This is a genomic window from Streptomyces sp. NPDC006458 (genome assembly GCF_040612135.1).
Classification (GTDB): domain Bacteria; phylum Actinomycetota; class Actinomycetes; order Streptomycetales; family Streptomycetaceae; genus Streptomyces.
In genome coordinates this window covers 1-24,744 of sequence record NZ_JBEXPR010000002.1, presented here as the reverse complement: position 1 = coordinate 24,744, position 24,744 = coordinate 1, and the positions used below count along the sequence as shown (strand labels likewise).

35 protein-coding genes are annotated in these 24,744 nt (G+C 70.7%); 34 read left to right on the top strand and 1 reads right to left on the bottom strand.

The genetic code is table 11. From position 1 onward, the window contains the following. The first annotated feature begins 6 nt into the window (after nucleotides 1-6). The 11 genes from ABZZ79_RS03305 to ABZZ79_RS03255 all read left to right on the top strand — a co-directional run bounded on the left by ABZZ79_RS03305 (nucleotide 7) and on the right by ABZZ79_RS03255 (nucleotide 4,669). On the top strand, nucleotides 7-225 hold the full coding sequence (locus tag ABZZ79_RS03305) for a hypothetical protein (RefSeq protein WP_356685950.1): 219 nt from the start codon (nucleotides 7-9) through the stop codon (nucleotides 223-225). A gap of 160 nt (nucleotides 226-385) precedes the next feature. Beyond that, nucleotides 386-757 carry a hypothetical protein gene (locus ABZZ79_RS03300; RefSeq protein WP_356685948.1) on the top strand — a complete coding sequence of 124 codons (372 nt, stop codon included), beginning with the start codon at nucleotides 386-388 and terminating at the stop codon, nucleotides 755-757. Nucleotides 758-915: 158 nt separating this feature from the next. Next, on the top strand, nucleotides 916-1,296 hold the full coding sequence (locus ABZZ79_RS03295; protein WP_356685946.1) for a hypothetical protein: 381 nt from the start codon (nucleotides 916-918) through the stop codon (nucleotides 1,294-1,296). A 172-nt stretch (nucleotides 1,297-1,468) separates the two neighbouring features. Beyond that, complete coding sequence (locus tag ABZZ79_RS03290; RefSeq protein WP_356685944.1) at nucleotides 1,469-1,867, top strand: hypothetical protein; 399 nt, start codon at nucleotides 1,469-1,471, stop codon at nucleotides 1,865-1,867. Nucleotides 1,868-2,069: 202 nt separating this feature from the next. Next, nucleotides 2,070-2,825 carry a site-specific DNA-methyltransferase gene (locus ABZZ79_RS03285; RefSeq protein ID WP_356685942.1) on the top strand — a complete coding sequence of 252 codons (756 nt, stop codon included), beginning with the start codon at nucleotides 2,070-2,072 and terminating at the stop codon, nucleotides 2,823-2,825. 102 nt (nucleotides 2,826-2,927) lie between these two features. Beyond that, entirely contained in the window at nucleotides 2,928-3,185 is a 258-nt protein-coding gene (locus tag ABZZ79_RS03280) for a helix-turn-helix domain-containing protein (protein ID WP_356685940.1), read from the top strand. 45 nt (nucleotides 3,186-3,230) lie between these two features. Then, nucleotides 3,231-3,560, top strand: a complete 330-nt coding sequence (locus tag ABZZ79_RS03275) for a hypothetical protein (protein WP_356685938.1) — start codon at nucleotides 3,231-3,233, stop codon at nucleotides 3,558-3,560. After that, entirely contained in the window at nucleotides 3,560-3,799 is a 240-nt protein-coding gene (locus tag ABZZ79_RS03270; protein ID WP_356685936.1) for a hypothetical protein, read from the top strand. Before ABZZ79_RS03275 ends, ABZZ79_RS03270 begins: the two co-directional genes overlap by 1 nt. A gap of 14 nt (nucleotides 3,800-3,813) precedes the next feature. Continuing rightward, nucleotides 3,814-4,173, top strand: coding sequence for a hypothetical protein (locus ABZZ79_RS03265; RefSeq protein ID WP_356685934.1), 360 nt, complete (start codon nucleotides 3,814-3,816; stop codon nucleotides 4,171-4,173). A 17-nt stretch (nucleotides 4,174-4,190) separates the two neighbouring features. After that, nucleotides 4,191-4,361: a hypothetical protein gene (locus ABZZ79_RS03260; protein WP_356685932.1), complete on the top strand. Its 171-nt coding sequence runs from the start codon at nucleotides 4,191-4,193 to the stop codon at nucleotides 4,359-4,361. Beyond that, entirely contained in the window at nucleotides 4,358-4,669 is a 312-nt protein-coding gene (locus tag ABZZ79_RS03255) for a hypothetical protein (RefSeq protein ID WP_356685930.1), read from the top strand. The genes ABZZ79_RS03260 and ABZZ79_RS03255 overlap by 4 nt, the downstream gene beginning before the upstream one ends. A 4-nt stretch (nucleotides 4,670-4,673) precedes the next feature. On the opposite strand, the gene ABZZ79_RS03250 is transcribed toward ABZZ79_RS03255, so the two are convergent. Next, nucleotides 4,674-4,823, bottom strand: coding sequence for a hypothetical protein (locus ABZZ79_RS03250; RefSeq protein ID WP_356685928.1), 150 nt, complete (start codon nucleotides 4,821-4,823; stop codon nucleotides 4,674-4,676). A 108-nt stretch (nucleotides 4,824-4,931) separates the two neighbouring features. Here ABZZ79_RS03250 and ABZZ79_RS03245 point away from each other — a divergent pair, with 108 nt between their 5' ends. From ABZZ79_RS03245 to ABZZ79_RS03135, 23 genes are all read left to right on the top strand, one after another. Continuing rightward, nucleotides 4,932-5,312, top strand: coding sequence for a holin (locus ABZZ79_RS03245; protein ID WP_356685926.1), 381 nt, complete (start codon nucleotides 4,932-4,934; stop codon nucleotides 5,310-5,312). Continuing rightward, entirely contained in the window at nucleotides 5,309-5,506 is a 198-nt protein-coding gene (locus tag ABZZ79_RS03240; RefSeq protein ID WP_356685924.1) for a hypothetical protein, read from the top strand. Before ABZZ79_RS03245 ends, ABZZ79_RS03240 begins: the two co-directional genes overlap by 4 nt. A 212-nt stretch (nucleotides 5,507-5,718) precedes the next feature. Continuing rightward, on the top strand, nucleotides 5,719-6,336 hold the full coding sequence (locus ABZZ79_RS03235; protein ID WP_356685922.1) for a hypothetical protein: 618 nt from the start codon (nucleotides 5,719-5,721) through the stop codon (nucleotides 6,334-6,336). Beyond that, complete coding sequence (locus tag ABZZ79_RS03230) at nucleotides 6,333-6,584, top strand: hypothetical protein (protein ID WP_356685920.1); 252 nt, start codon at nucleotides 6,333-6,335, stop codon at nucleotides 6,582-6,584. The genes ABZZ79_RS03235 and ABZZ79_RS03230 overlap by 4 nt, the downstream gene beginning before the upstream one ends. Then, entirely contained in the window at nucleotides 6,565-8,205 is a 1,641-nt protein-coding gene (locus ABZZ79_RS03225; RefSeq protein WP_356685918.1) for a hypothetical protein, read from the top strand. The genes ABZZ79_RS03230 and ABZZ79_RS03225 overlap by 20 nt, the downstream gene beginning before the upstream one ends. A 14-nt stretch (nucleotides 8,206-8,219) precedes the next feature. Next, nucleotides 8,220-9,641, top strand: a complete 1,422-nt coding sequence (locus ABZZ79_RS03220; protein ID WP_356685916.1) for a phage portal protein — start codon at nucleotides 8,220-8,222, stop codon at nucleotides 9,639-9,641. Beyond that, nucleotides 9,625-10,710, top strand: coding sequence for a hypothetical protein (locus tag ABZZ79_RS03215; protein ID WP_356685914.1), 1,086 nt, complete (start codon nucleotides 9,625-9,627; stop codon nucleotides 10,708-10,710). The genes ABZZ79_RS03220 and ABZZ79_RS03215 overlap by 17 nt, the downstream gene beginning before the upstream one ends. A 64-nt stretch (nucleotides 10,711-10,774) precedes the next feature. Then, nucleotides 10,775-11,488 carry a hypothetical protein gene (locus tag ABZZ79_RS03210; protein WP_356685912.1) on the top strand — a complete coding sequence of 238 codons (714 nt, stop codon included), beginning with the start codon at nucleotides 10,775-10,777 and terminating at the stop codon, nucleotides 11,486-11,488. Further along, entirely contained in the window at nucleotides 11,485-11,673 is a 189-nt protein-coding gene (locus tag ABZZ79_RS03205; RefSeq protein ID WP_356685910.1) for a ribosomal-processing cysteine protease Prp, read from the top strand. Before ABZZ79_RS03210 ends, ABZZ79_RS03205 begins: the two co-directional genes overlap by 4 nt. Before the next feature lie 2 nt (nucleotides 11,674-11,675). Then, entirely contained in the window at nucleotides 11,676-12,986 is a 1,311-nt protein-coding gene (locus ABZZ79_RS03200) for a N4-gp56 family major capsid protein (RefSeq protein WP_356685908.1), read from the top strand. Nucleotides 12,987-13,046: 60 nt separating this feature from the next. Next, a complete protein-coding gene (locus tag ABZZ79_RS03195; protein ID WP_356685906.1) occupies nucleotides 13,047-13,430 on the top strand; it encodes a hypothetical protein in 384 nt (127 codons plus the stop codon). Nucleotides 13,431-13,440: 10 nt separating this feature from the next. Further along, nucleotides 13,441-14,067 (top strand): hypothetical protein, encoded by a 627-nt coding sequence (locus tag ABZZ79_RS03190; protein ID WP_356685904.1) that lies wholly within the window; start codon nucleotides 13,441-13,443, stop codon nucleotides 14,065-14,067. Further along, nucleotides 14,064-14,405, top strand: coding sequence for a hypothetical protein (locus ABZZ79_RS03185; RefSeq protein WP_356685902.1), 342 nt, complete (start codon nucleotides 14,064-14,066; stop codon nucleotides 14,403-14,405). Before ABZZ79_RS03190 ends, ABZZ79_RS03185 begins: the two co-directional genes overlap by 4 nt. A gap of 2 nt (nucleotides 14,406-14,407) precedes the next feature. Further along, on the top strand, nucleotides 14,408-14,818 hold the full coding sequence (locus ABZZ79_RS03180) for a hypothetical protein (protein WP_356685900.1): 411 nt from the start codon (nucleotides 14,408-14,410) through the stop codon (nucleotides 14,816-14,818). Next, on the top strand, nucleotides 14,818-15,051 hold the full coding sequence (locus tag ABZZ79_RS03175; RefSeq protein ID WP_356685898.1) for a hypothetical protein: 234 nt from the start codon (nucleotides 14,818-14,820) through the stop codon (nucleotides 15,049-15,051). Before ABZZ79_RS03180 ends, ABZZ79_RS03175 begins: the two co-directional genes overlap by 1 nt. Beyond that, on the top strand, nucleotides 15,048-15,473 hold the full coding sequence (locus ABZZ79_RS03170; protein WP_356685896.1) for a hypothetical protein: 426 nt from the start codon (nucleotides 15,048-15,050) through the stop codon (nucleotides 15,471-15,473). The genes ABZZ79_RS03175 and ABZZ79_RS03170 overlap by 4 nt, the downstream gene beginning before the upstream one ends. Before the next feature lie 69 nt (nucleotides 15,474-15,542). Then, nucleotides 15,543-16,109 carry a phage tail protein gene (locus ABZZ79_RS03165; RefSeq protein ID WP_356685894.1) on the top strand — a complete coding sequence of 189 codons (567 nt, stop codon included), beginning with the start codon at nucleotides 15,543-15,545 and terminating at the stop codon, nucleotides 16,107-16,109. A 92-nt stretch (nucleotides 16,110-16,201) separates the two neighbouring features. After that, nucleotides 16,202-16,555 carry a hypothetical protein gene (locus tag ABZZ79_RS03160; protein ID WP_356685892.1) on the top strand — a complete coding sequence of 118 codons (354 nt, stop codon included), beginning with the start codon at nucleotides 16,202-16,204 and terminating at the stop codon, nucleotides 16,553-16,555. A gap of 29 nt (nucleotides 16,556-16,584) precedes the next feature. Continuing rightward, on the top strand, nucleotides 16,585-16,971 hold the full coding sequence (locus ABZZ79_RS03155; protein ID WP_356685890.1) for a hypothetical protein: 387 nt from the start codon (nucleotides 16,585-16,587) through the stop codon (nucleotides 16,969-16,971). A gap of 12 nt (nucleotides 16,972-16,983) precedes the next feature. After that, nucleotides 16,984-21,603, top strand: a complete 4,620-nt coding sequence (locus ABZZ79_RS03150) for a hypothetical protein (protein WP_356685888.1) — start codon at nucleotides 16,984-16,986, stop codon at nucleotides 21,601-21,603. Further along, nucleotides 21,604-22,584: a phage tail protein gene (locus ABZZ79_RS03145; protein WP_356685886.1), complete on the top strand. Its 981-nt coding sequence runs from the start codon at nucleotides 21,604-21,606 to the stop codon at nucleotides 22,582-22,584. Between the two features lies 1 nt (nucleotide 22,585). After that, a complete protein-coding gene (locus ABZZ79_RS03140; protein WP_356685884.1) occupies nucleotides 22,586-23,746 on the top strand; it encodes a siphovirus ReqiPepy6 Gp37-like family protein in 1,161 nt (386 codons plus the stop codon). A gap of 6 nt (nucleotides 23,747-23,752) precedes the next feature. After that, complete coding sequence (locus ABZZ79_RS03135) at nucleotides 23,753-24,688, top strand: hypothetical protein (protein ID WP_356685882.1); 936 nt, start codon at nucleotides 23,753-23,755, stop codon at nucleotides 24,686-24,688. Nucleotides 24,689-24,744 lie beyond the last annotated feature (56 nt).

Genomic DNA, 24,744 nt, shown 5'->3' with positions numbered 1-24,744 from the left:
CCCGTCATGTCTGCTGATCGCGTCACCGTCCGAGTCCTGCTCCTCTTCGGCGACCAGGCCGAGATCGTCGCCGAAGTCCCGGCCGAGGACCGGGCCGCGCCCGAGCGCTACCCGGCCGCCGAGATCGCCGAGACGATCGGCGTGCCCGTGCCCGAACTCGCCGGGATGCGGCTGACCGCCGAGGTCGGTGCCGACCACCGCCTGTCCGGCTGGCGCCGCGCGTAGCACCCCCGCCTCAAGCCCCCGGCCCACTCGGTCCGGGGGCATTCACCACCCAAGAGTGTTGCAAAACCAGAAGCGAATGTTGTAAAGTTAGAGATGTCAGGGCGGGGGGTGAGAGCCCCGCACCAGACGCCAGTTGAAAACTCCACAGAGAGGGAAGCCAATGGCCGACCGCGACGACGAGATCATGGGGGCACTCGCCCACTCGATCTCCGTGACGTACTCGCTCCTGGTCGACGTGTGCGAGGCACTGCCCGTGCCGATCACCATCCCGACCGACCGGCACATCCCCGCAACCAACGCGGTCCCCGCAATCCAGCGGGTGGCCGCACTGGCCGAGGACCAGCCGATGGGCGAGGCGCAGGAGGCGCAGCTGTTCACCGGCTGCATCCACCTCCTGGCCGCCATTGACCTCTACGCGCTGTGCGCGGCGAGGTACGAGGAGACCCGAGCCGAAGGGGTCGGCGCCAACCTGCTATACGCGGACGGCGCGCTCAAGGCCCTCTGGGTCTGGCTCCTGATCAACAGCGACTGATCAATCGGCGCCCCCGGCACCCAGCCGGGGGCGCTCCACTCCCCCTCTCGCAGTTGCAATTCTAGACGCGAGTGCTGTAAAGTTAGAGATGTCAGGGCGGGGGGTGAGAGCCCCGGGCCTGACGGCCAGTTGAAAACTCCACAGAGAGGGAAGCCGAAATGGCTGACGACAAGGAGCGGTTCCTCCGACTCGGAGAGACCGTCATGGGGATGATGGAGTACCTGCGGGGCCTCCTGCTCGACCTCCCCATCCCGGTGGTCCTCCCCGAGCTCCTCGCGGGGGGCAGCCCCGACCCCGAGGCGGTCCTGGCGCTCGACAGGGCGCGCGACCTCCTTGAGGCCGAGCCGATCCCGGGCCAGCACCAGACCGCGCTTGAGCACCTCATCCTGAACTGGTTCATCGCGTACGAGATGCTCGTACTGCGGACGATGGCCGGACCCGCAGCCTGGCGGCTGGACGCCGCCGAGCACGCAATCCGGTCCTTCACGACCATCGCAGAGATGATCGAGAGCGGCGAACTGGAGGACGACGAGTCCTAACCGCCCCGCCCGCCCCGCGCAGCCAGCGCGGGGCGGGACCCTCTCAACTGGCGAACACCGAGCCCGCTCTCACGCAAGCAAACGGGGCCGGCGCTGATCCCCTGGCACGCCAGAGGGTGAGAGAGCGTCGGCCCCACCAGTTGAAAACTCCGCAGAGGGAGAATCCGCCACCATGGTAGCCCCGGCCCGCATCATCACCCCCGAGATCGCCGCGACCTACGGTGTGAGCACCCACACCGTGACCAAAGAGTGGGCCCGCCGCCCTGGCTGGCCCGAGCCCGTCGGCAAACGCGGCCGGTACAAGGAATACGACGCAGCCGCTGTCGCCGAGTTCGTCCGCGCCAGCGTCGACCGCCAGGCCGTCGACCTCGAGCCGGACCGCCTCTACACCGCCCAGGACCTCGAGGCCGCCGGCATCGGCATCAAGGCCGGCACCATCCGTGCCGACCTCAACCGCGGCCGCTGGCCCGAACCCGACGACACGGACCACGGCGTGAACCGGTGGAAGGGGCAGACCGCCGCGGCCGCCATGAGGAACCGTCGAAGCTACCGGCGCAGCACGGAAGCGTGATCGGACGACAGTGACGGGTTCGTGACGCACCCTCCGCCGGGACCCCGACGAACCGCGTGAACTAGGGCAGACCCTATGTACTAGAACGAATGATCGAATCAGGATTGATCATCTGGTCCGGCCGGATCGCCCGCGCAGTACCTGCGCAGCCAACGACTCGCTCGCCTCACGGCGTACGCGACCCGGCGAAAGGCATGCACACATGGCCACCTGGACCCTGCATAGCGGCGACGCACTCACACTCCTCCCCACCCTCGACACCCCCATCGACGCGGTCATCTGCGACCCCCCGTACAACAGCGGCGGCCGCACCATGAGCGAACGCACCGCCCGCACCGCCCGCCAGAAGTACCTCAGCAGCGGCGGCCGCCACCACGGATTCGACCTCGGTGACTTCACCGGCGACAGCCGGGACCAGCGCTCATACACCGCGTGGCTCGCGCTCGTCCTCGCCCAATGCCACCGACTTACCCGCCCGGGCGGCGCCGCGATGGTCTTCACTGACTGGCGCCAGCTTCCCGCCACCAGCGACGCCCTCCAGGCTGCCGGCTACACCTGGCGCGGCATCGCCGTCTGGCACAAACCCAACGCCCGCCCCCAGGCCGGACGCCTCAAACAGGACTGCGAGTTCATCGTCTGGGGCAGCAACGGCGCCATGATCCCCGGCAACGACCCCGTCTACCTGCCCGGCCACGTCACCGGCAGCCAGCCCCGTGGAACACAGCGCCGTCACATCACCCAGAAGCCGCTCGAGGTCATGCAGCAGCTGGTGCGGATCGTCCACGAGGGCGGCACCGTCCTCGATCCCTTCACGGGGTCCGGCACCACCGGCGCCGCAGCCCTCCTCGAGGGCCGCCACTTCATCGGCATCGAGCAGTCCCAGCAGTACGCGGACATCGCAAGGGAACGCCTCGCCTGCATCGCGCCCGCCGCGCCGACGGGCAGCGCTGGACAGTAAACGATCAGCACTGCATACTCTGATGCCAGCAGTACACCTGTGCCCACACACCACACGAGCCCCCGCCCCGGCGGGGGTTTTCGCGTTCCAGGGGGTGAGCACATGGCCCGCCCCGGAGACCGCGAGCCCGCAGCCGGCCGCGAGGACGCCGACGGAAACGTCTGGTTCACCGTCGCCCAGGCCGCCGCATTCCTCAGCGCCAGCCGCCAGACGATCTACTCCTGGGAACGCCGCGGACACCTCAACCGCGACGCAGCGCCCACCGACGAACACGGCCGCCGCATCTACAGCCAGGCCCAGATCGCCGCCGCCGTACGCGCCACCCGGCAGAACACCGTGGCGATCCGCCGCGTCGCATAACCACCGTCTGCCGCCCGCCGGCGGCCACACCCCATGGAGGCCGCCGTGCCCCGCACCGCCGTACCCGTCACGCAGATCACCCGTGCCGGTGTCGCAGCCCCCGCCGAAACCAACGGCGACCCCGTCAACAACCACGTCATCCCGAACAACGGGCGGATGCTCCTCCTGGTCCGCAACTCCGGCAGCACCGTGGCCCGCACGGTCACACTCCGACTGCCCGGCCTCCACGACGGACAGAGCATCACGCCCCGAACCGTCAGCGTGCCGCAGAGCGCCAGCCGCTACATCGGCCCTTTCCCCACCGACAGCTACGGCTCCCAACTCCAGGTCGACGTCGACAACGCCGAGCTGAAACTGATCGCTCTCGGCATCTGATGGCCGAGCAGCCCATCGGCCAGCTGCTCGATGCGCTCGGCGTACAAGCCGACCTCGGAGAGGGCGACCTCCCGACCGATGCGTTCGTGATCCTGAAGATCGTCAAGGCGGACGGCACCGTCAGCATGATCAGCGCCCGCTCTGAAGGCCTCGACTGGATCACCCGACTCGGCATGGTCACCGCGACCCAGCAGATCGAAAACAGCGGCTACCTCGACGTACCCACCGACGACGGATGAGAGAGGCAACCCGCATGCCCCGCATTCAGATCCTCGAACTCCCCACCATCTACCGTGAGAACGGGGACGACGAGACACCCTTCGCCCTTGTCATCGACCAAGCCTCCGAGGAAACCATCAAGGACCTCACCCTGTGGCACGGCGAGAGCGACCAGCCCGCACCCCACCGATCCCTCGCCGAACAGCTCGGTGCACGCGCGGTCCTCTGCTTCGAGGACACCGTCGACATTCCCGCGAACGAATGGCGCACCCCCGCCCCGGCCGAACAGGTCCTGAACGTCCACGTGGACGGGGACGCCGAGCAGATCCGCCGCCAGGTAGAGGAGAGTGCCGCGCGCGCGGTTCGGGCCAACGCGGAAGCCCGGCCCGCATGATGCCCACCGCTGGCCACATGGCACGCCTCACCGCCCGCGAGGCAGCACAGCTCCTCGCCCAGCAAGGCCGGCACTCACACCTGCACTCCGAGCACGAAACCGTCTGCATCAGCGGCGACTGCATCCCGACTCCCGCCGTCCTCGACGGCACCACCCACACCACCATCCGCCCGAGCAGGTACCTATGAGCGGCGGCAGCTACGGCTACCTGTACAGCGCCCTGGACCTCGAGGACCTGCAGACGCATCGGGGCGACCTGGAAGCGATGGCCGAACGCCTGGCCAGCCTCGGCTACGCCCAGGACGCAGCGCGTGAGACCGAGGAACTCCTCGTCCTTTTCCGCCAATGGGAGACCCGCGCTGCGGTGCGCATCACCCGGCTCCGGGATCTCTGGCACGCCGTCGAGCGATGGGACTCCAACGACAGCGGCGAAGCCAGGGTGCGGGCAGCGCTCGAGGCGTACCGCGGCGACCACGCCGGCACGCCGCCGCCCTAGCGCGTCAGTCCTGGAACGAGCCGTCCTTGCGCCGCTGGTGGCGCCCCATCAGGTGCTTGCACTGCGGACAGTTCTTCAGGAACACGGGCTTGATCAGCCACGCCAGAGTGACCAGATACAGCATGTGACGGCCCTGCCGGGCCACCCAGCTCATCGTGCACGTCCGGCAGTCTCGGCACCCACCAGCCACGACCACACCCCCCTCACGCTGGAACCCCTCTGGTCCCAGACACGGCACCGTATCCCAGGACGGGTGATAACCATGGCCAGACGAGCGATGTCCATCTGCTCCACGCCAGGCTGCCCGGAGTACACCAATGGCGGCCGCTGCGCCGACTGCCGCGCTGCGGCCGACCGCCGACGCGGCACCAGCACCCAGCGCGGCTACGGCGCGCGCCATCGCAGCCGCTTCCGCGACGCCGTCCTCGCCCGGGATCCGGCCTGCGTCTGCACGATCACCAGCCACGGCCACGACTCACCCTGCGGACAGCCGAGCAGGCACGCCGATCACCATCCGCTCAGCCGCCGCGATCTCGTCGCCCGCGGCCAGGATCCGGACGACCCGCAGCACGGCCGAGGCCTCTGCCACCGCTGCCACTCTGCCGAGACCGCCGAGCACCAGCCCGGAGGCTGGAATCAGTGACCGACACCGCGACCAGGCCGACCGAGGCCACGAGCCTGCTGCGACGCACGGCGCAGCAGGACATCGCGGCCGCCGCGCTGCGCCTCGCTCGCCTCGGCTTCGACACCGTCGACCGCCGCGAGCCGCCGATCCCGTCCACCTTCCGCGCCCGCTGGTCGCCAATCGGGTTCCAAGATCACGACGCAACGTTTTGATCTTGCCGCGCGCGCCCGCGCGCCCGCGCCCGGGTGGGGGCGCACCCGCGTGCGCGGCTGCACGGGAGACCGCGGGGGAGGGCTCTCAGAACCTGTACGGGTCTGGGAACTTGATCATCTTGCGTTCAACCGCGCCTGTCCCACCCGATCCACGCTCAGCCGCAACGGCGGGCACTGACGCGCCGCAACGGCGCTCACCTGGAGTGATGACCATGGCAGGGAACGGACCGCCCCCGAAGCCGGCCGGACAGCGACGGCGGCGCAACGCCACCATCGCCACCACGAAACTCCCCGTCGAGGGCCGGAAAGGCCGGCCGCCGAAGTGGCCGCTCCTCGACGACGTCGTCCTCACCACCCGCCGCGACATGGCGATGCGCAAGGCCGACGACCTCGAGCTGGCGCTGCTCGAGCCGAACCTCAAGGGGCGCGCGAAGACGACGGCCGAGAAGAAGGCCGACGAGGCGCGGGCCGCGGCGACGATCCTGCAGATGCAACTCGAGGCCCAGCAGAAGATCGAGACCGAACTCTGGCGGCAGCTGTGGGCGACGCCCCAGGCCGTCATGTGGGTGCGGCTGTCCTGGACGCGGGAGGTCGCCCAGTACGTACGGTGGAAGTCCCGCGCGGAGGCCGGCGACCTGGACGCTGCGAAAGAAGCGCGACAGCTCGCCGACCGTCTCGGCCTGACACCGCTGTCGCTTCTGCGGCTGCGGTGGGAGATCGCCACTGACGAGGTCGCCGAGACACGGCAGGCCCGGGCCAAGACCGAGCGGCAGACCACCCGGCGACGCCTGCGGGTCGTCGACACCGACGCGGCGGCAGGGGGCGAATGATGGACGAGCCGCTGTTCGTGGTCTGTTCGCCGACGGCCCGGCATACCGCGGAGTGGCGGCGCGAGATGGGGCTGCCCCGCCGCCGGGTGATGCACGCCGGCTCAGTCAGCAAGGTCGACGGAGTGCACAACTTCGTGGCGGTGTACCTGCCCGGCTTCCACGAGCGCCGTGACGCGGCGCAGATCCGTACGGTCCTGGACCGCTGCCTCATGAAGCTGGCGGCCTCCCGTGCCGTGGCGGGGTCCTGAGTATCGCGGCGAGTTCCCGAGCCTCGGCTGGCTGGTCGGCGAATGGATCGAGCGGCACTGTGTCATCCCGGACGGCGACCGGATCGGTGAGCCGTACGGTCTGACGGACGAGATGTGGACGTTCCTGGTCCACCACTACCGTCTGCGGCTGACGGCCACTCCCGGCCAGCGCGCGGCCGCGTTCGCCTACCGGCGCTCGCAGCTGGTGCGTCCGCAGAAGTGGGGCAAGGGCCCGCTCACCGCCGCCATGGTCTGCGCCGAGGGCGTCGGCCCGGTGCTTTTCGAGGACTGGGCCGAAGGCGGAGAGGCCTACGACTGCCGCGACTACGACTGCGGGTGCGGATGGATCTGGGAGTACGAGCCCGGAGATCCGATGGGCCGGCCGTGGCCCACGCCGCTGATCCAGATCACGGCCAACTCCGAGGACCAGACGGCCAACATCTACTCGGCACTGACCCCGATGATCGAGCTGGGGCCGCTCGCCGAGCTGATCTCGGACACCGGCGAGACGCGGATCAACCTGCCGAACGGCGGACGCATCGACCCGGTCACCAGCCGGGCCCGCAGCCGTCTCGGCCAGCGTGTGACGTTTGTGCCCTGGGACGAGTCCGGTCTGTACACCGTCTCGTCCGGGATGATCGCCGTCGCCGAGACCCAGCGCCGAGGCCTCGCCGGTATGGGCGGCCGCGGCGTGGAGACGACGAACGCGTGGGACCCGAGCGAGGACAGCCTCGCGCAGCGGACGTCGGAGTCCCGGGCGAAGGACGTGCACCGGGATCACCGCAAGGCGGACCCTCGGCTGCAGTACAAGCTGAAGGCCGACCGCCGGAAGATCCACAAGGCGGTGTACGGCGACAGCGCCGGCCGTACCGGCTGGGTCGACCTCGACGCCATCGAGGGCGAGGCCGCCGAGCTCATCGAGCGGGACCAGGCGCAGGCAGAGCGGTTTTTCGGCAACCGCATCACGTCCGGCACCGGGACCTGGCTCGACCGGGAGATCTGGGACCTGCGCCACCAGGCGCGCGAGGTCGAGGCCGGCACTCAGGTCGTCCTCGGGTTCGACGGCTCCGACGTGGACGACTGGACCGGTATCCGACTGGAGACGCTGGACGGCTACCAGTTCACCCCGACGTACGGGCCGGACAAGCTGCCGACGATCTGGAACCCGGCCGACTACGGGGACCAGGTCCCACGCCTCGAGGTCGACGCCGCGATGGACGAGGTGATGAACACCTATGACGTGGTGCGCGGCTACCTCGATCCGCCGTACTGGGAGTCCGAGGTCGACGCCTGGGCCGAGCGGTACGGGGAGACGCGGGTGGTGCGCTGGTACACCTACCGCACCGTGCAGATGCACGCCGCTGCCGAGCGGCTCCTGACCGACGTCACGAAGAAGGACACCACCTTCACGCACGACGGCTGCCCGAGCGCGAGTGCTCACGTGGGCAACGCCCGCAAGGCCGCGCGGCCGTCGAACCGGTACGTGCTGAAGAAGGCCAGCCTGACCCAGAAGATCGACGTCTGTGTGATCTCGATCCTCGCGCACGAGGCGGCCGGTGACGCGATCGCGGCCGGCCTGGCAAAGCCCAAGAAGAAGTCGAAGATGATCGTTATCCGCTGAAAGCGAGGTGAGCTGTGGAGCGCACTGAGCTGCAGTGGCTGGAGGACCTGATCACCTGCCACGACAAGGTCCGGGGTGAGCTCGACAGGCTGGACCGGTACTACGAGGGTGAGCAGGAACTCTCCTACATGGCGCCCGAGCTGCAGGCGGAGCTCGAGGAGAACGTGCGCCAGGTCGTCATCAACTGGCCGCGCCTGGTAGTCGACTCCGTCGAGGAGCGCCTGGACGTCGTCGGGTTCCGCTTCCCCGGGCAGGCGGAGGCCGACGAGGAGCTGTGGCGGATCTGGAAGGCCAACGACCTCAGCGTGCAGTCGCAGCAGGGCCAGCTCGATGCGCTGATCATGAAGCGGGCGTACGTGGTGGTCGGCACGAACGAGGACGACGAGCGGACCCCGCTCGTGACGGTCGAGTCCGCGCAGGACATGTACGCCGACCACGACCCCCGCACCCGCAAGGTGGCGGCCGCCGTGAAGCGGTGGGAGGACGGCGAGGGCCAGGACAAGGTTGAGCACGCCACCCTGTACCTGCCGGAGGCGACGATCTGGTGGGTGAAGAAGGACGGGACGTGGGAGGAGGACACCGACAACCCGCGCGACGATCACGAACTCGGTGTCGTGCCGGTGGAGGTCCTCGCGAACCGGACCCGCCTGAAGAAGCGCGGCGGCGTGTCCGAACTCGCCGACGTCATCCCGCTGTCGGATGCCGCCTGCAAGATCGCCACGGACATGATGGTGTCCGCGGAGTACCACGCCACCCCGCGAAGGGCGGCGTTCGGCTTCGGCGAGGAGGACTTCGTCGACGAGCAGGGCCGGAAGATCTCGGCCTGGTCCCGGATCGCCGGCAGGATCTGGGCCACGGAGAAGACGAAGAAGGACGGGGCGGACGTCGTCCAGTTCCCCGAGGCGGACCTGAAGAACTTCCACTCCACGATCAACCAGCTCGCGCAGCTGGTCGCCTCGCTCGCCGGTCTGCCGCCCCACTTCCTGGGCCAGACCACAGCCAACCCCGCCAGCGCGGACGCGATCCGCAGCGCCGAGTCCCGGCTGGTCAAGCGCGCCGAGCGCAAGCAAGGGTCGTGGGGCGGGACGTGGGAGCGCGTCATGCGGCTGGTCCTGCGCATCCGCGACGGCGAGTGGTCGGACGACGCCCGGGCGCTGGAAACGATCTGGCGCGACGCTTCCACCCCGACGGTCGCGCAGGCCGCCGACGCCGCGGTGAAAAAGCACCAGGCGAAGATCGTGCCGCTGCGCCAGACGCGCGAGGACCTCGGCTACACCCAGGCGCAGATCCGGCGCATGGAGGAGCAGGACGAGGAGGACGCGCAGAACGCCCTGCGCCGCCTGGCCGCTGGCGATGTGACGCCGCTGTTCGGCACGAAGCCGCAGCCGCAGCCGGACGAGGCGCTGCCGGAGGCCGACCATGGCGACGCCGCCTGAGCTCCCCGCCTCCGGCCGCCCCGGCCCTCCCCCTGTCCGTCAGCTCGGCTCGGCGTCCGAGCTGGCGGCCGGCCGATACGACCACGTGGCGGCGACGATCCGCGCGATCGTCGAGCAGATCCAGGCGGTGTGGGCCACCCTCGCCGCGCAGTCGATCGAGGCCGCTCTCCTCGGCGAGGCAGGCGCACAGATCGCCGCCGCGGCGATCGCCGGGCAGACCAGTGTCGCCCAGGCCGCCCAGGCGTACATCGCGGCGCAGATGGCCGCCCAGGGCGGAATGTCGCTGGCGCAGTCCGCGCTGCTGCCGCGGCTGGTTCCGTCCGCGCTCGCCGGGATCGCTCCGGGCGGCGGGCGGCTGGAGTCGCTGCTGTACGTTCCGGCGATCGGCGTCCGTCGGCGGCTTGCCGCTGGGCTCCCCCCGGAGGAGGCTATGATCGGCGGCCTCGTCGACATGACGATGTACACCTCCACCGCCATCGCAGACACCGCCCGGACCGCGGACCAGGTGGCGATGACCTCGCACCCGCAGTGCGTGGCCTACGTGCGGGTCGTACGGCTGCCCGCCTGCGCGCGCTGCATCATCCTTGCCGGGCAGATCTACTCCCACTCGGAGGGATTCCTGCGGCACCCCAACTGCGACTGCCAGACCCTGCCCCTGCGCGAGCACGAGTGGCCCGGCGTGTACACCCCCGAGCAGCTGTTCAACCAGCTCGACAAAAGGCAGCAGCAGAGAGTGTTCGGCGTCGCCGGGGCCCGCGCCATCCGCGCCGGCAGCGACATCGGGCAGGTCGTCAACGCGCGCCGCGGCATGTCCACCGCTCACGTCCACGGCCGTGACATCCAGGTCACCAGCGAGGGCGCCACCCGGCGTGGCACGTTCGGCCGCAGCCGGGACCGCGCGGGGGACCGGTTCGCCAGGTTCGCCGGCCAGCGCCACGGCCAGGCCACATCGACCCGGTACGCACGCTCGACGTCCACACCGCGGCTGATGCCCGAGGAGATTTTCCGGATCGCGGACACCCGCGACGAGGAACTGCGGCTGCTACGCCGCAACGGCTACATCTCGTAGCCGCCAACCCGCCTGACCAGGCGCAACGCCTGGCCACCGATCCCGCAACGGGAGAGACACCACCATGCACGCAACCCGTACCAGCTGGCTGCCCGCTGCTCACCGCGTGGGCTGGTTCCGGCTCGACCGGCACGACGACCCCGAGCCGGCCGCCCCGCCTGCCGACCCCGCGGCGGACCCGGCCGACCCGTCGGCGGACCCGGGCCCCGCTCCTGCCGACCCGCCTGCCGACCCGGACGGAGCCGACCAGCTCGGCGACGCCGGGAAGAAGGCGCTCGACGCGATGAAGGCCGAGCGCGCCGAAGCCAAGAAGACGGCAGCCGCCGAGAAGAAGCGCGCCGACGACCTGGCGAAGCGAGTCGCGGAGTTCGAGGACCGCGACAAGTCGGACCTGGAGAAGGCACAGCAGGCCGCCGAGCGGGCCTCGGCCCTGGCGGAGGCGGCCACCAAGCGAGCCGTGACCGCTGAAGTACGGGCGGCCGCAGCGGACTTCGCCGACGCCGACGACGCCATCGCGTTCCTCGACCTGGCGTCGTACTCCGACGACAGCGGCGAGATCGACACGGACCAGATCCGTACCGACCTCGACGCGCTCCTGGAGCGCAAGCCGCACCTGCGCAAGCAGACGGCGACCGCGCCGGAGCCGGAGCGCAAGGGCCCCCGCCCGGACCCGAGCCAGGGCGCACGGCCCCCGGCTCCGCCGTCCGACTACCGCAGCGCCTCCAAGGAGGACTACGCCGCGGCGATGGCCAAGCTCGGCGTGGCGCCCCGGCGTTGATCCGCATCACGGCACGGCTCTCTGACGGCGTCACGCGCCTGGAAGTCGAGGGCCACGAGGGTCACCTCGAGGACGGGCGGGTCTGCGCGGCGGTCAGCGCCATCACACAAGCCGCGCTGCTCGGCCTCGAGCAGGTCGCGCAACAGCATCCGGACCTCGTGTCCATCGACATCCAAGAGGAGTAGCTATGTCGCTCGCGACGCTCCCCACGCGCAGGACCTGGTTCAACCTGGCCCGGCACGACATCCGTTCCACCCTGCCGGCATCGATCCGCGAGATCATGCAGAACGGCCTGCTGTACCGGGCCTTCGAGGAGGCCCTCCTCCCGGAGTTCCTGTTCCCGTCCATCGCGACCCCGCGGCCGTGGTCGCAGAACGTCGGCGACACGGGAACGTTCACCCGGACCGGTCTGCTCACGCCGACCACCACGCCGCTGGCCGGGGCCGACCCGGCGCCGCAGACGTACAGTGTCGAGCAGTACTCGGTCACCATGGACCAGTACGGCATCACGATGGACACGAACATGCTGACCAGCCGCATGGCGCTGGCCAGCAAGTTCCTCGAGGACGCCCAGAAGCTGGGCATCTCGGCCGGTCAGTCCCTCAACCGGATCGCCCGCGACAAGCTCTACAACGCGTACGCGGGCGGCCGGACCTGGGCGACGTCGGCCGGCTCCTCGGACACCAGCATCGTCGTGCAGTCCGTGCGCGGCTTCGAGTACGTCCTGGTCAACGGCAAGCCCACCCCGGTCTCCGGCGCGAACCCGCTGACCGTGTCCATCGAGGGCGTCGCCAACACGGTCACCGGCGTCAACGCCGGCACCAGCACGCTGACCCTCGGCACCGCCCGCGCCGACACCGCCGGTGACGCCGTCGTCGCGGTCAACGCCCCGGTCACCATCCGCCCGTCCAACACTCTGGACACGGCGTACGACATCGGCACATCGAACGTCGCCACGCTCAAGATGTTCCGCGCGGCCGTCGCCCGCCTGCGCCGGATGAACGTCCCGGCGTTCGGCGGCTACTACACCGCGCACATCGACCCCGAGACCGAGACCCAGCTGTTCGACGACGCCGATTTCAAGCAGGCGCTGCAGGGCCGGGTCGACTCCCCGATCTACGAGGGACTGTCGATCGGCCGGTTCGCCGGCATCGACTGGGTCCGCGACAACGAGGTCCCCATCCTCAACGGCGGGTCCGCCGGCAACGTCACCGTGCACCGCCCGATCGTCTTCGGCGCGGAGGCGCTGCTGTCCGCCCCGTTCGACGGGATGGGCCAGCTGCTCAGCGAGGCCGACACCGGCGGCGTCCCGTCGATCCAGATGATCGGCCCCGCCAACGGCGTCCAGGTCGCCTACATCGTCCGGCCGCCGCAGGACCGCCTCGGCCAGATCGTCTCCCAGACCTGGTCCTGGGTGGGCGACTTCGGTGTCCCGTCCGACGCCACCTCCGGCGACGCCAGCCTCTTCAAGCGCGCCGTGGTCCTCGAGCACGCATGACCGCCCGGGCCCGCCCTGCACGGGCGGGCCCGCGCCCGACCCCCAGAGAGGAACCGGACGATGCGTGTGCTCGTGCGGGAGGCCCTCAAGGCCTACATCAACCACCAGCCCGAGGACTTCACCCCCGGGCAAGAGATCAAGGGCGACACCGCCGTGTACCTGCTGCGCAACGGCGCGGCGGTCGACCCCTGCGACGACGAGGCGGAGGAGCTCGCCCAGGCCCTCGCCGCCGAGGGCCAGGACGACGAGCCCGAGGAGACAGAGCCCGACGACGACCAGACGCCTGCGGAGCTGGACATCACGGGCTCCGTACCGCACGTCCTCGCCTGGGTGGGCGAGGACCCCGAGCGGGCTCGCCAGGCCCTGGCCGCCGAGCTGGCCCAGGACAAGCCGCGGTCGACGCTGGTCAAGCAGCTCGAGAAGACCGCCGAACCAGGCCAGTAGAGGGGGCATCGTGCCGCTGCCAACCCTCGCCACTCCCGACCAGCTGCGGGCCTATCCGGGTGTGGGGCAGGTGTCCGACGAGGAGGCCGACCTGGTCCTGCGGCTGGCGTCCGGCGCCATCCGCAACCAGACCCGGCAGGTCATCACCTTCGTCGCGGACGACACCGTGGAACTGGACGGCGGAGAGCGGGTGCTGAGGCTGCCGCAGCGGCCCGTGGTGGTCGACGACGCCCATCCGCTGACCGTGGTGGAACTCGTGGACGGCACGGGCCTGGAGGTCCCTGCCGTCGCCGGCCGCGACTTCGTCCGCAAGGGATCGGAGCTCCACCGCGGCGAGTCCCATCCCACCAGCCGGCTGATGGGCTGGCCCCGCCGCTACCCCGTCGGGATCTGGGCGGACCGCGTCCGGGTGACCTACTCCCACGGTGAGCTGGAGATCCCCGATGACATCCTCGGTATCTGTCTGGACCTGGCGTCCGCGACGGTCTCCAACCCCAACCGGCTCCGGTCGGAGACCTCCGGTGCCACCAGCGTGGTGCACACCGTGGAGACCTTCGGCACCGGCTCACTCACCTCTGACCACATCAAGCTGCTGCGCGCCTACAAGCGGTCGACCATGTCGGTGGCTCCGTCATGAGCGTCCTGTACCAGCAGTCCGGCGTCATCATCCGCCCCGCCGTCACCACCGACCGGTACGGCAACCAGCGGCCGGACTACGGCAGCGCAGCCGAACGCATCCCCCTCGGCCAGATCAACGTGCAGCCAGCCGGCGGCAGCAGCGAGGACACCAGCGACCGGCAGCTCACCGTCACGGGCTGGCTGCTGATCTCCGCGCCCGGCACCATGCCCGACCTCCGCGAGACCGACCGGATCGAGATCGACGGCCAGGTCCTCGAGGTCACCGGCAAAGTCGGCCGCTGGCCCACACCACCGGGCCTGCGCCACATCGAAGCCCAGCTCAAGGAGGTGGCCTAGCAGTGGCTCGCACCACCTTCCGGTACGTGCCCAACCCGCAGGTGTTCCAGGAGATCGCCCGGTCCAACGGCGTACGGGACCTGCTGAAGGACGCCGCCGACCGCGGCGCCACCGTTGCCCGGGCCACGGCCCCCCGCTACAGCGGCCCCACCTACAACCCCGCCATCAGCCGCCACGACGAGTACGTCAACAGCATCTACTCGGCCGCTGTGCTCCAGCCGAACGGCTGGCGCGCCGAGTTCGGGGCGACCGCCCCGTGGGCGTTGCAGGTCGAGTTCGGCACCGGCCAGACCACGGACCGCGCCCGCGACTCCAGCGGCCGGTTCCGGTCCACCCGCGAACGCCCGCAGGGCGGCCACAGCCCGAAGTTCAGGGTCCTCGGCCGCTCTCTCGACTCGATCAGGAGTACGTGATGCCCCGTATCCAGCTCGCCCACTGGCACGGCCAGCATCAGCCGGGCGACGAAATCGACGTCACGGCGGAGGAGCTGGTGGCGCTGCGACGGGACGGCCGGGTCGCCCAGGTCGTCACGGACCCGCCGCAGGCGGCGGCCGCGGCGGATCCCGTCCCGGACACCACGCCGGCGGAGGCCGTCGAGGAACCCGCGCCTGAGCCGCCTGCGCGGTCCAGCCGCAAGAGGCCATGACCACACCGGTCTACGTGTTCCCCGACGCCGAGAAGGCCGCGGTCACCGTGCTGCGGGCCGCGCTCGACACCGGCGTCACGGTCGGCACCGAGTGGCCGGCCTCCCTGCCGGAGCGGCTCGGCGGCGGTGTGGTGTCCGTGAGCCGCGGCGGCGGAGCGACCGTGCAGCGCAACGTCATCGAGGACGTCACCCTCGACATCGACGTCCTCGCCGCCGACAAGGGCGCCGCGCAGGACCTGGCGCAGCTGGTGCGCGCGCACCTGCACGCCGCCAGGGGCAACACCGTCGAGGACGCCAAGATCTACGCCGTCGCGGACCTCTCGCTGATCTGGCTCCCGCACGAGCCGGACCCGGAGACCGCCCCGATCCCGCGGTACGTGCTGGTCATGCAGATGCGTCTGCGTGCCAGGCCTGCCACCTAACCCGCTGTCCCTGTTCCCGTACCCGTCGGCCGCCGGTCGCACGGGCCCCTCGCATGCCTGGAGGCATCCGTGTCCAACGACGCCGACAACGTAAGGGTCGCGCTCAACGGCTCCATTTACCTGGCCCCCAAGGGGACCACCGCCCCGGCTGACCTGACCACCCCGTGGGGTGCGTCGTGGGTGGACCTCGGCTACATGTCCGACGACGGCGTCTCGATGGAGTACTCGACCGACGTCGAGGACATCAACGCCTGGCAGTCCCTCTCCCCCGTACGCCGTGTGCTGACCAGCGTCGACATGACGCTCGGGTTCACCGCCCTCGAGCTGAAGGCGAAGACGATCACGGCGTACTTCCCGGACAGCACGATCACCGAGGTGTCCGCCGGCACCGTCTGGCGCCTCGACATCCCGGCCGCACCCGGACCCGCCGAGTGGGCCGTCGGCCTGGAGTGGATCGACGGCGACATCACGAACCGCTTGGTCATCCCGCGCGGTGAGATCACCGACCGCGGCGCGATCAGCCTCGGCCGCTCAAGCGCGGTCGGTCTGGAGATGACCGTCTCCGCGTACGCCTCCTCGGCGCCGGAGCTCGCGACCTGGCTGTCCAACGACCCGGCCTGGGCCCTCGCCGCCTAAGGCCGCTCGACTCCCCGGCAGGCGTGCGATGCGGGTCGCGCCTGCCGGGGACCCCAACCCGCTGAACCCGCAACCCGTATGAGGAGAACTAGGTGAGCACCACCCCCAGCACCAGCAAGAAGAGGACGGGCCCGGGCACGCAGCGCGTCAGCCTCGACGCGCTCGCACAGCAGAAGCGTGACGCGCTGCCCGACCCCACCGACTACGAGCTGTTCGGCGTCGAGTTCACGCTGCCGCCGATGCGGGCGCTGCCGTGGGAGATCCAGGAGAAGGTCGGCGACCTCAACGACACCATCGGCGTCCTGGCCGAGACCCTCGGCGAGGACAAGGTCAAGGAGATGTACCGGGCGGGCTACCAGCTCGGCGACCTCGAGGTCATCGCCCGCGACTGGCAGAAGCGCTCCGGGCTGGAGCCGGGGGAATCGCAGGCCTCCGCCGGTTCCTGAGCGAACACGGGGAGGCAGTCGAGTGGGACATGGCCCGGTACTGGCCGGGCCGGTCCCTGCTGCAGCTGTACCGGGGCGAGCTGTCCTGGCGTGAGCTGCGGGTGTTCCTCAAGTACCTGCCGGCCGACTCGGCCACCGCACGTTCCGTGCGCGGCTCCACCCCGGAGGACGACTACTGGACCCCGGACCGGCAGCTGGCGGCGGCCGTCGTTGACGCGCTGCGGGAGCAGACGTTCGTACAGATCAAGCTGCACGGCGACCCGAAGAAGACCAAACGCTTGAAGGCGCCTGAGCCGATCCAGCGGCCGGGCGTCGAGAAGCGCAGGAGCACGAAGACGATCCGCTTCGGCGGCCGCCATGGAAGCGGCGCCGCCGAGCTGGCGAGGGTCTTCGGAGGCCGCGCCACCAACCCATGACGGGAGGTGCGCGTGGCTTCCGGAGGTGTACTCGTCGGCCGCGGCTACGTCGGCATCCGGCCCGAGTTCGAGGGCAACTGGTCCCAGGCCGTCAACGCCCGCGCCTCGAACGCAGGCAAGTCGGGCGCGGCTGCGTTCGGCCGCGCTTTCGGCGCCGGCCTCAAGGGCATCGGTGCCCTGGCCGGTGTCGCGATCAGCGCCAACCTGTCCTCCGCGGTCGGGGCCGCGGCAATCCTCGCCCCCGCCCTCACGACCGCGGGCGTGGCAGCCGGCGCGCTGAAGGTCGGGCTGTCCGGGGTCGGCAACGCCATGAAGGCGGCGTTCGCCGACAGCAGCGCGCAGGCTTCCTCTGCCGCGTCCGCGACCCGTGCGGTAGAGGCGGCGCAGCGTGGACTCGCCAATGCGCAGCGGTCGCTGGCCGACGCCCGGGTGCAGGCGGCGCAGCGGGTGCGGGACGCCCAGGAGGAGGTCGCCGACGCCGAGCGGGATCTCACCGATGCGCAGCGTGAGGCGCGGGACGTACAGGCCGAGCTCACCGACGCGCGCCGTGAGGCGACGCGCGAGCTCGAGGACATGAACCAGCGGCTCGCCGAGTCCCAGCTCAGCGAGCGCGAGGCGGTCATCCGGCTGCAGGAGGCGGAGGAGGAGCTCAAGGCCGCCCAGCAGAAGCCGGGCACGGACCCGCGCGACCTCGAGGAACTGGAGATCCGCTACGAGCGGGCGCGCCTCAACCTCGAGGAGCAGCGCAGGGAGACGCAGCGGCTGGCCACCGACACCGCGGCGGCGAACAAGGCCGGCGTCGAGGGCAGCGACAAGGTGCTGGCCGCGAAGGGGCGGATTGCCGACGCCAACCGTACGGTCGCCGACCGCGAGCGTGCGCTGGCCGAGGCGCAGGCCGGCGTCGACGAGGCGCGTGCCGACGGGCAGCGGCAGATCGAGGACGCGCAGCGGGCCGTCGCGGACGCCGCGCGCGCGGTCGCCGATGCGCAGGCCGCGGCTGCCGGGCAGGCGTCCCAGTTCGACAAGGCCATGGCGAAGCTCGCCCCGAATGCACGCAGTTTCGTGGGCGCGATCCAGGGGCTGGCACCCGCCTGGCGGGACATGAAACTCGGCGTCCAGAACCGGCTGTTCGAGGGCCTGGACTCCACGGTCACCACCCTCGGCAACGCCACCATTCCGGTCCTCAAGCGCGGCCTGACCGAGACGGCCGGGGTGTGGAACGCCATGGCCAAGTCGGCGGCCGGCGCGGTCACCGAGATGGCGAGGACCGGCCTGCTCGACAAGATCCTCGACGGCGCCACCGCGAACCTGGCCGCGTTCAAGGACGCCCCCGGGCAGATGCTCACCGCGTTCGGTCAGCTGTCCGTGGCAGCGCAGCCCGCGTTCAACGCGCTGTCGCAGCAGATGGCCGGCGGCATCAAGTCGTTCACCGACGGCATCGCCGAGTCCTTTGCCTCGGGCGGTCTCGAGCAGGCGATCAGCAGCGCGGTCGGGATCCTGTCCGCGTTCGGCACGCTGATCGGCAACATCCTCGGCACCGTCAACCAGATCTTCAAGGCGGCATCCGACGCCGGCGGTGAGATCGTCGGCTCGCTCGGCGCCGTCTTCGGCGAGCTGCGCCGGGTGCTGGGCGGCGACGAGATGCAGGCCCAGATGCGGAGCCTGTTCACGTCGGTCGCGCAGATCGTCTCAGCGATCGTCCCGGTCATCGGGTCGGTCGTCCAGGCCGTCGTGCCGCTGCTCGCCGCGATCGCCGCGCCGATCGCGCAGATCGCCACCGTTCTCGGCCCCGTCCTGCAGCAGCTCGCCTCCGCCCTGGGCGCCGCGCTGCTGCCGATCGTGCAGGCGCTGGGCCCCGTCCTCGTCACGGTCGGCACCGCCCTGGTGCAGATGGTCCAGGCGGTGACGCCGCTCCTGCAGCCGATCGCCGACCTGATCAGCGGCGTCGTCACCGCGCTCGCGCCGGCGCTGACGCCGATCGTCTCCGTCATCACCAGCTTGGTCGGTGTCCTGGTCGGCCCGCTGGCGCAGATCGTGCAGGCCCTGGCCCCGGCACTGCAGCTCATCGGCACGGTGATCACTCAGCTGTTCGTGAGCCTGGAGCCCGCGCTCACGCCGCTGGTCACGCTGATCGGGCAGGTCGCCGAGCTGATCGCCGGCGTGTTCACCGCGGCGCTCGACCAGCTGATGCCGATCCTGCTGCCGCTCGTGGAGACCGGCATCCAGCTGGTCGACATCGTGTTCGCCGCGCTGGCTCCGCTGCTGCCGGTGATCGGCGAGGCGGTCAGCGCGCTGGGCGGTGCGCTGCTGACGATGCTGCCGGCGTTCTCCGGGATCGCGGACGCCGCGGTGCTCCTGGTCGAGGGCATCACCCCGCTCATCCCGGTCGGCGTGCAGCTCGTCACGGCCGTGTTCGACGCGCTGCTCCCGGTCCTGCCGACCGTGGCGGACGCGTTCGTCGGAATCTCCGCCGCGCTGCTGGCGATCGTGACGCCGCTCGCCGAGGTCGCCGGATCCCTCGCCCAGCAGCTCGCGCCGATCATCGCTGGACTCGCCCCCGTCCTGGCGGACTTCGTCGGCATGCTCGCGGGCACCCTCGCCGGAGTCCTCCCGCCGCTCACCGCAGCGTTCCTCACCCTGGCGCAGGCCTTCGCCCCGCTGCTGCCGGTCGTCGGCGAGCTCCTCGGCATGGTGCTGGAGATGGCCGGCGGTGTGCTGCTGCAGCTGCTGCCGTCCCTGATGCAGCTCGTGCAGGCCGGGGTCGACCTCGCGCTGGCGCTGCTGCCGATCGTGCCGCCGCTCGCACAGATCGTCGGCCTGGTCCTCGAGCTCGCCATCAACGTCCTGTCCTGGCTGCTGCCCCCGCTGCTGCAGTTCGCCGGTTTCCTCGTCGGCCAGTTCGCGGGCGCCGTCTCGGGCGCGGTCGGCTGGGTGTCCTCGATGGTGAAGGCGATCGCGGGTCTGGTCACGTGGGTGCGGGAGCACTTGGGCCCGGCGTTCCAGTGGCTCAACGACCGGGTGGTCCAGCCGGTTTGGCGCGGGATCAAGGACACGATCCGGGCTGCCTGGGAGAAGGGGATCAGGCCCGCTTTCGGGTGGATCACGAGCGGGGTCGGGAATCTCGGCACGACCATGCGCAACTTGCGCGACCGGTGGATCCGTCCCATCTGGGACGGCATCGCCGGCGCGATCCGCGGCGCGTACGACCACGGGATCAAGCCCGCTTTCGACGTCCTCAAGGAAGGCGTCGGGCTGGTCAGCGACAGCTTCGAGGACGCACGCAAGTCGATCAAGCTGGCGTGGGACCGGTTGAAGGGGATCGCCAAGGGCCCCGTCAGTTTCATGATCGACACCGTCTACAACTTGGGGATTGTCGGCGTCTGGAACAAGATCGCCGCCGCGTTCGGTGCGCCTCCGCTCAAGGAGTTCCACCCCAAGGGCTTCGCCCGCGGCGGCGTCCTGCCCGGCTACACCCCGGGCCGGGACGTGCACAGGTTCGTCTCCCCGACCGGCGGCACGCTCGACCTGTCCGGCGGCGAGTCGATCATGCGGCCGGAGTTCACCCGCGCCGTGGGCAGCGGATTCGTCTCCTACTTCAACCGCGTCGCCAGGACGTCGGGGACGTCCGGCGTACGCGCCGCCCTCGCCCCCGTCTTCGGCGGCAACCCCCGCACCGGCGTGGACCGTTCACTGCGGTACGCGTCCGGCGGCGTCCACCAGGCGTACGCGGACGGCGGCATCTTCGGATGGATCGAGTCGGCCGGGTCCGCGGTCCTGGGCGCCGGCACCGAAGTGTGGAACCACGTGAAGAAGGGGGCGTCCTGGCTGGGCGACACGCTCGAGGCGTCCGCCCGGGCAGGCGTCCGCAACCTCGTCGACCCCCTGCTGCGCAGCTTCCCCGGCATGGACACCGCGCTGGGCCGGATGATCCGCCGCATCCCCAACAAGATCCTGGACGCCCTGTTCGGCTACTCCGAGTCCGCGGACAAGAAGGGCGCGGGCGGGGTCGGCGGCCCCCGGATCCAGGCAGGCCTGCGCTGGGCGCGCACCCAGGACGGCCTGCCCTACCAGTGGGGCGGCAACGGCAACCCGTCCTGGGACTGCAGCGGTCTGGTGTCCGCGATCGAGTCCGTGATCCGCGGGCAGAGGCCGCACCGCAGGTGGGCCACCGGCGCATTCCACGGCACGACCGCCCCGCCCGGCTGGGTCCTGCACGGCAAGTCGCCGTACCGGATCGGCATCACGAACGCCGGCGTCGGCCACACCGCCGGCACGATCGGCGGCGTCAACGTGGAGTCGCGCGGCGGCGACGGCGTTGTCATCGGCAAGGGCGCCCGCGGCTACAAGGACAAGCTGTTCACCGACTGGTACGGGTTCCAGCCGGGCGTGTACGACCAAGGCGGATGGCTCCAGCCCGGCTGGAACTTCAACGGAATGCGCACGCCGGAGGCGGTGCTCACTCCCCGGCAGCTGAGCACCCTCGAGGGCGCGGCCGCCGTCGGCATCGCCGCCAGCCAGGGCGCCGGCACCCAGTACGTCATCAACGCCCGTACGGCCGACTTCACCGTGGCGGACCTCGAGCGGGTCCAGCGCGTGCAGGAGGCCCGGGCCAGGGTGGGGAGGCCGCGCTAGATGCCCATCATCACCGCACCACTCACAACCCCGCCCGGGCCAGAGCCCGGCCCTCCAGTACTGCTGCCGGAGATCGGCTACGCCACCGCCACCTACACCGACCCGAGCGGGCAGGTTTGGCCGCTCACCGACCGGGACGGCGGCTGGTTCACCCTGGCCGACGGCGTGTCCGGGCTGGGTGCGGCGTCGTACGAGCTGACCTCCGACAAGCACCCACGCGGCGGTGCCCGCCTGCGGCACGCCCAGCCGCAGCCGCGCACGATCATCTGGCCCTTGTTCGTGCACGGGTCCGATCACGTCGACTTCCTGGCGCGGTGGCGGGCGCTGGCCACGGCCTTCACCCGCACACTGCGGCGCGGGCCGGACGGCGTACGGATGCCAGGGATCCTGGAGATCGCCCGCCCCGACGGGGGTCGACGCCAGATCGAGGTGTACTACCAGGAGGGGTTCGACGGGCAGTCCAAGCGGGGGTACTACCGGGACGCCGACAGCGCCGTGATCACCCTGTGGTGTGAGGATCCGTACTGGGTGGACCCCACCCCCGTGACGGTCACCCGCGAGGCCAGCACGCCGAGCGACTTCCTGGACCCGTTCCCGTCCGTGTCGTCGTCGCAGGTCCTCGGCGAGACGGTCGTCCACAATCCCGGCGACGTGGACGTGTGGCCGTCCTGGGTGATCACCGGCCCGGCGTCCTTGATCGAGGCCGCCCACGCAGGAACGGGCGAGGCCTTCACACTCGACCCGGACGCAACGGCCATCGAGCACGGACCGCTCCTCGCCGGGCAGCAGGTCACCATCTCCACCGACCCGCCCCAGGTGCGCTATCAAGACGGCTCCAACTGGATCGGCAGCCTCGACTGGCCCGGCGCCACTCTCTGGGGCCTGGCCCCCGGAGACAACCCGGTTGAGTTCGCACTGACCGGAGCGGGGCCCGGCTCGTCCGTGCAGCTCACCTTCAACCCGCGCTACGAGACGGCCTGAGATGACGATCCAGCTCCTCGTCACCGACGACGCCCTCGCCATCCAGGGCGACCCGCTCACCGGCTGGACCAACCTGGACGCGCCCCGGCGGTTCAACGAGCCCGCGGCCGGAGCGGTGACCCTTCCCGCGCGGTCCGAGGTCATGGACCAACTCCGGCCAGGCAACCGCCTGGTCGTCATCCGGGACGGGCACATCTGGACGGCCGGCCCCATGGAAGTACCGACGGACTACGAGTGGACGGCCGACGACGGCGACCCCGGCACCGGCACCGTCACCGTCAACTTCGTCGACGACTTGGCCACGATCGCCGGGCACATCACCTACCCCACCCCCGGCTCCGCCTGGTCGGCCCAGCTCGGCAGCACCTACCGCAGCTTCACGGCGGTCAGCGCGGAGACCATCATCCGCACCCTGGTCAACGAGAACTGCGGGCCTGGCGCCCTCCTCGCCCGCCGCATCCCGAGCCTGGTCCTTGATACCGCGGCCGGGGTCGCCACCACGACCAGCGTAAAAACCCGGTTCGAGCCGGTGCTGGACGTGTGCCGCGCCGCGGCCAGCAACGGCGGCGGCCTCGGCTTCCGCACCCGCCAGGTCGGCAGCCAGATCAAGTTCGGCGTCTACGAACCGCGGGACCTCACCGCCACGGCGCGGTTCTCGATCGGCCTCGGCAACCTGCGCAGCATCGGCTTCCGTCAGTCCGCGCCGACAGTCACTCACGCTCTGGTCGCCGGCACCGAGACCTCAGGCAGCACGACGCGTACGTTCGTCGAGACCGCCAACGCGGGAGCAGCGAGCAGCTGGTGGCGGGTCGAGAAGTACGTGGACGGCAACGCCGCCAACGACACGAGCGGTGAGCTCACGGTCCTCGGGACCAGCGAGCTCGCCGAGAGCTCCGCGCCGGTCGAGCTGGCGACGGTCACCGTCGACACCCCCGACCTGCAGGCCGGCCGCGACTACGACCTGGGCGACCAGGTCACCATCGCGCTGCCGCACGGGCTGCAGGTCACCGACATCGTCCGGTCCATCCACCTGCAGGCCACCCCCGACGGCGGCGAGACGGTCGCGTCGGTCGTCGGCTCGCAGGACGCCACCACCGACCCGCAGACCGTGCGGATGATCCGCACGCTCGGCCGCAGGCTGGGTCGACTCGAAACGAGGTAACACCCGATGGCACAGAACTCGTGGCCGTCCCCGGCCTACAACGCGCGCGCCGTCACCGACAGCGAGTTCGAGGCGATGGCCTCACGCTGGTCCGACGACGGGGTGTACGGCACGCCCGGCAGCGCCCGCGTCGTCACCGAGGGAACCGGCCTGAACGTGCTCGTGCGGCATGACATGCGCGCCTCGGTCCGCGGCCACCACTGGACGTCGGGCCCGACCTCCAGCACCTTGCCCGTCGGCACCAACGTGTCGGGCCAGACCCGCATCGACCGCGTCGTCCTGCGCCTGGACCGCTCGACCTGGACGGTCCGCGCCGTCATCAGCCCCGGCACACCCGGATCCGGCCCACCGGCTCTGACACAGGACACCGGTGACACCGGCCTGTACGAGATCCCGCTCGCCGAAGTCACCGTACTGAGCGGCGCCGCCGCCGTGAGCGTGACCCGCACCGAGCTCTACGTGGGTTCCCGCGTCCGGCCGTGCACCTCCACCACCCGCAACCCCGTACCGGCCCAGGGTGAGATCTGCTACGAGATCGACACCGGCCGGCTACGGCTGTGGACGGGGTCGACGTGGACGCTAGTCCACCGGCCGCAGACGAGCACCAGCATCGACTCCCCGGTGTCGTCCTGGACCAACTCGGGCGCCTCCGTCGCGGAGCGCCGCGGCGACAGCGTCACGCTGCGACTGGGGAACTTCGAACGCAACTCCTCGCTGGCCGCCGCCTCGGACTCCCGCCTGCCCGTCCTCATCCCCGTCGACTACCGGCACCCCACGCTGAACCACTTCGCACCGGTCTACATTTCGGGCGTCCGCATCGGGAACCTGACGATCTACCCCAACAACCACGCCGACCGCGCCGGACAGGTGTGGCTGACCCAGCACCCCGACATGACCGCGGCCGACTCCGTGCTCGCTACGACGATCTCCTGGACGGTGTGACCCTTGGCTCGATACCTGTACGGCGCCGGTATGGCGGACTACGTCGTCCGGCCCAG

What these genes read in the sequence shown, in the direction of transcription:
- ABZZ79_RS03200 (WP_356685908.1), top strand. Translation starts at nt 11,676, where the DNA reads ATGTCGCTCGCGACGCTCCCCACGCGCAGGACCTGGTTCAACCTGGCC.
- ABZZ79_RS03295 (WP_356685946.1), top strand. Translation starts at nt 916, where the DNA reads ATGGCTGACGACAAGGAGCGGTTCCTCCGACTCGGAGAGACCGTCATG.
- ABZZ79_RS03175 (WP_356685898.1), top strand. Translation starts at nt 14,818, where the DNA reads ATGCCCCGTATCCAGCTCGCCCACTGGCACGGCCAGCATCAGCCGGGC.
- ABZZ79_RS03300 (WP_356685948.1), top strand. Translation starts at nt 386, where the DNA reads ATGGCCGACCGCGACGACGAGATCATGGGGGCACTCGCCCACTCGATC.
- ABZZ79_RS03270 (WP_356685936.1), top strand. Translation starts at nt 3,560, where the DNA reads ATGGCCGAGCAGCCCATCGGCCAGCTGCTCGATGCGCTCGGCGTACAA.
- ABZZ79_RS03285 (WP_356685942.1), top strand. Translation starts at nt 2,070, where the DNA reads ATGGCCACCTGGACCCTGCATAGCGGCGACGCACTCACACTCCTCCCC.
- ABZZ79_RS03155 (WP_356685890.1), top strand. Translation starts at nt 16,585, where the DNA reads ATGGCCCGGTACTGGCCGGGCCGGTCCCTGCTGCAGCTGTACCGGGGC.
- ABZZ79_RS03245 (WP_356685926.1), top strand. Translation starts at nt 4,932, where the DNA reads ATGGCCAGACGAGCGATGTCCATCTGCTCCACGCCAGGCTGCCCGGAG.
- ABZZ79_RS03170 (WP_356685896.1), top strand. Translation starts at nt 15,048, where the DNA reads ATGACCACACCGGTCTACGTGTTCCCCGACGCCGAGAAGGCCGCGGTC.
- ABZZ79_RS03255 (WP_356685930.1), top strand. Translation starts at nt 4,358, where the DNA reads ATGAGCGGCGGCAGCTACGGCTACCTGTACAGCGCCCTGGACCTCGAG.
- ABZZ79_RS03265 (WP_356685934.1), top strand. Translation starts at nt 3,814, where the DNA reads ATGCCCCGCATTCAGATCCTCGAACTCCCCACCATCTACCGTGAGAAC.
- ABZZ79_RS03305 (WP_356685950.1), top strand. Translation starts at nt 7, where the DNA reads ATGTCTGCTGATCGCGTCACCGTCCGAGTCCTGCTCCTCTTCGGCGAC.
- ABZZ79_RS03230 (WP_356685920.1), top strand. Translation starts at nt 6,333, where the DNA reads ATGATGGACGAGCCGCTGTTCGTGGTCTGTTCGCCGACGGCCCGGCAT.
- ABZZ79_RS03210 (WP_356685912.1), top strand. Translation starts at nt 10,775, where the DNA reads ATGCACGCAACCCGTACCAGCTGGCTGCCCGCTGCTCACCGCGTGGGC.
- ABZZ79_RS03260 (WP_356685932.1), top strand. Translation starts at nt 4,191, where the DNA reads ATGGCACGCCTCACCGCCCGCGAGGCAGCACAGCTCCTCGCCCAGCAA.
- ABZZ79_RS03195 (WP_356685906.1), top strand. Translation starts at nt 13,047, where the DNA reads ATGCGTGTGCTCGTGCGGGAGGCCCTCAAGGCCTACATCAACCACCAG.
- ABZZ79_RS03290 (WP_356685944.1), top strand. Translation starts at nt 1,469, where the DNA reads ATGGTAGCCCCGGCCCGCATCATCACCCCCGAGATCGCCGCGACCTAC.
- ABZZ79_RS03280 (WP_356685940.1), top strand. Translation starts at nt 2,928, where the DNA reads ATGGCCCGCCCCGGAGACCGCGAGCCCGCAGCCGGCCGCGAGGACGCC.
- ABZZ79_RS03145 (WP_356685886.1), top strand. Translation starts at nt 21,604, where the DNA reads ATGCCCATCATCACCGCACCACTCACAACCCCGCCCGGGCCAGAGCCC.
- ABZZ79_RS03235 (WP_356685922.1), top strand. Translation starts at nt 5,719, where the DNA reads ATGGCAGGGAACGGACCGCCCCCGAAGCCGGCCGGACAGCGACGGCGG.
- ABZZ79_RS03185 (WP_356685902.1), top strand. Translation starts at nt 14,064, where the DNA reads ATGAGCGTCCTGTACCAGCAGTCCGGCGTCATCATCCGCCCCGCCGTC.
- ABZZ79_RS03135 (WP_356685882.1), top strand. Translation starts at nt 23,753, where the DNA reads ATGGCACAGAACTCGTGGCCGTCCCCGGCCTACAACGCGCGCGCCGTC.
- ABZZ79_RS03215 (WP_356685914.1), top strand. Translation starts at nt 9,625, where the DNA reads ATGGCGACGCCGCCTGAGCTCCCCGCCTCCGGCCGCCCCGGCCCTCCC.
- ABZZ79_RS03250 (WP_356685928.1), bottom strand. Translation starts at nt 4,823, where the DNA reads ATGAGCTGGGTGGCCCGGCAGGGCCGTCACATGCTGTATCTGGTCACT.
- ABZZ79_RS03140 (WP_356685884.1), top strand. Translation starts at nt 22,586, where the DNA reads ATGACGATCCAGCTCCTCGTCACCGACGACGCCCTCGCCATCCAGGGC.